Origin of the sequence: Sphaerospermopsis reniformis, assembly GCF_005402885.1 — a bacterium.
GTDB classification, from domain to species: Bacteria; Cyanobacteriota; Cyanobacteriia; order Cyanobacteriales; family Nostocaceae; genus Sphaerospermopsis; species Sphaerospermopsis kisseleviana.
Map to the genome: position 1 here is coordinate 1 of NZ_BJCE01000413.1, position 2,635 is coordinate 2,635.

A 2,635-nucleotide genomic window follows, 5' to 3' on the forward strand; every position below is an offset into this window, starting at 1 on the left:
ACTTTTAACTTGGTTTTTTTCAGGATACTTTGATAAAAAGCAGTTTTTTCTATATCTTCACCTAAATTAAGCATGGTTTGAATTTCCTCCAGTGTAAGATTTGGAAACTTATAGACTATAATACCTTGAATAAATGCTAACACTTTTAACCGCAAGTCTTCATCAGTTAAATTTTCTCTAGCTTGATTGATTAATTTTTGAGCTAGGGAAGCAATTTTTTTAGGAGTTTCTACAAATAATTTAGCAATACCAATTTCTAAGGATTCATTATCATTAGTAAGTTCATTGAGGTAAATACAACGGACATGATTTGACATCAAGCTTTGATAACGGGGATGAGGTGGTATTTCATGAGTTCTTCTATCATAAATAACAATTACATACCATTCTAAATTAGCTGGTTTGTATTGACGAAAGTAAACAAAAATTTCCCCAAAAAGTCGCTCATAAAATTCCTCATCTTTATATGTTTGGAGTTCTAAAAAGTACAAAGCTTCTGTTTCAAAACCTGGAAGGGTGGAAAATAGACCATCTAACCGAAAAGATCGTTGTTTAACTTCTGGTGCTGTAAATTCATAAATATTAGGGTTGACTTCAGGTTTACCAATTAGTTCAAAAAAGACTTGTGGTAGTTCTTTAATTAGTTCATAAAAAATAGTATCAGTTTTCATGACAATTTTGGTAACGGGTAATTAATAATTCTGTACATCCTAATTCCGACAAAAATTATAAACTATTTTTACGTTTCCCTGGTTGTAAAATGTACACACCTAATAAATCCATCGGTAATTGTGGTGTAACCTTAACATCCACCTCCTTAGTAATTCTCCTCACTCGTTGATGAGATTGAGATAAACAAAGCGATCGCTCTTTTGCAAACTTTTCTAAATGTGCTGTTAACTCATCAAAAGAATTTAAAAAATCCTCAATTTCCTGTTTAGGGTTAACAGCATTCCCCACAGGGTTAGCTTGTTCCAACAAAGCTTTTGCTTCCAGTGGTGCTAACCAAACCGGGTTAGAGGGTGGACCTGTAAACCCAACAACTACACATTCTTCTCCCAATAGTTCGTAGTTGCGTTTTAGCGCATTCTTTTCTGATGGTGCTGAAGCACTACTACTAACCTTTTGTTTAACTTTTTGTTTAACCTTTTGTTTTAATAAATGCCTCAATCTTAATAACAATAAAGTAGTCCGTTTACTCACAGTATCCGTAATTGTAAAACCACATCTAGCGACTAAATCATTTTGATTATTCAGTAAAGCCACCTCTAAAATATGCCGTGCTAAACCTTCAACCAAAGGATGATTTCGCCCTACATATTCCACCCCTTCCGGTGCAGGAGTAGTAAAAGTAATTAGACGTTTTTCATTGCCTAAAATGGGTTGTAAAAAACTCGGAATTGACGGTAATAACCATCCTTGCTTTTTTTCAATCAAACCACAATTTAACTTTTCACAAGCATTTTTAACAAACCTTTCTACATCTTTTTCACTACCTAAAATTTCATCAGATTCTAATAACTCCTGTTCAACTTCTGTAGGTTTAATTGCCCTTTGTGCAAAACGAGTCCGGCTGATTTTCTCCCTTTCCACCGCCTTATCCCATTGTTTATGCACCTGTTCAACAGCAGATTCTCCCTCATCTAATAAATCCAATAAAGATAACTGTTGTGCATCCGTACTTTTATCAAATAAAGACTTAAACACCGCTTCCGAAACAGTGGTACTATCCATTGGTACTGGAACAGTAATTCCCAGAGTTTTATGTATTTGTACCGCTTTACGAATTAAAACTTCTAAAACCGCCCCATCTACAGGATTATCTTGACCATAAAGTAAACAACTTTTCACCTGAGTTGCTATTTGTCCATAACGGTCAATTCTCCCTTCTCGTTGTTCTAAACGGTTGGGATTCCAAGGTAAATCATAATGAATAACCGCACTAAAATGAGATTGTAAATTTATCCCTTCACTCAAACAATCAGTAGCAACTAATATTCTTTGGGGATAGGATTTTAATTCATTTAATCTCACTTCTCGCTCATCTTCTGACTGTTCTCCAGTAATAGCAATTACCCGAATTTGAGAACCTTTCTTTTCTAACTTCTGCTTTAAATTTTCAGCTACATAATTAGCTGTAGCAATATAACGACACCAGATAATCGGGTGATGATTATTTGCTAAAAGATTCTGCACATAAATAGTACAAGTTTGTAATTTTTGGTCTTTATTCCCCTGTAATTTTTCCGCAGCTTGAATAAAACTCCGCAGTTTGCGTTTATCAACATCTTTATAACTTTGTAGTCCCTGTTCTATAATTACACTGGGTGCAGCATCTACCGCTTGTTCCAAATCCGTAGGATCATAAACATAAGAACTGAATAATTCGTAATTCGTAATATTTCCTTCGGAAACGCTACGCGAACGTAATTCGTAATTATTATTTTCCGACTCTCGCATTTCCCCCGACTCTCGACTCCCGACTCCCGACTCTCGCATTTCCCCCGACTCTCCACTCCCGACTCCCGACTCTCGCCTTTCCCCCGCCTCCACACTCCCGACCCCCGACTCTCGCATTCCCCCCGACACTCAACTCCCGACTCCCAACTCCCACATTTCACCCGCCGCCACATCC

Annotated in this window: 2 protein-coding genes; both read right to left on the bottom strand. The window is 36.7% G+C overall.

Annotated elements, in window-relative coordinates; translation table 11 throughout:
* Positions 1-671: DUF2887 domain-containing protein (locus FFR48_RS27115; RefSeq protein ID WP_137669494.1), on the bottom strand; the 671-nt coding region annotated here is incomplete at its 3' end.
* A gap of 55 nt (positions 672-726) precedes the next feature.
* Positions 727-2,577, bottom strand: a complete 1,851-nt coding sequence (locus tag FFR48_RS27120; protein WP_201277695.1) for a DUF8741 domain-containing protein — start codon at positions 2,575-2,577, stop codon at positions 727-729.
* Between the last annotated feature and the right edge of the window lie 58 nt (positions 2,578-2,635).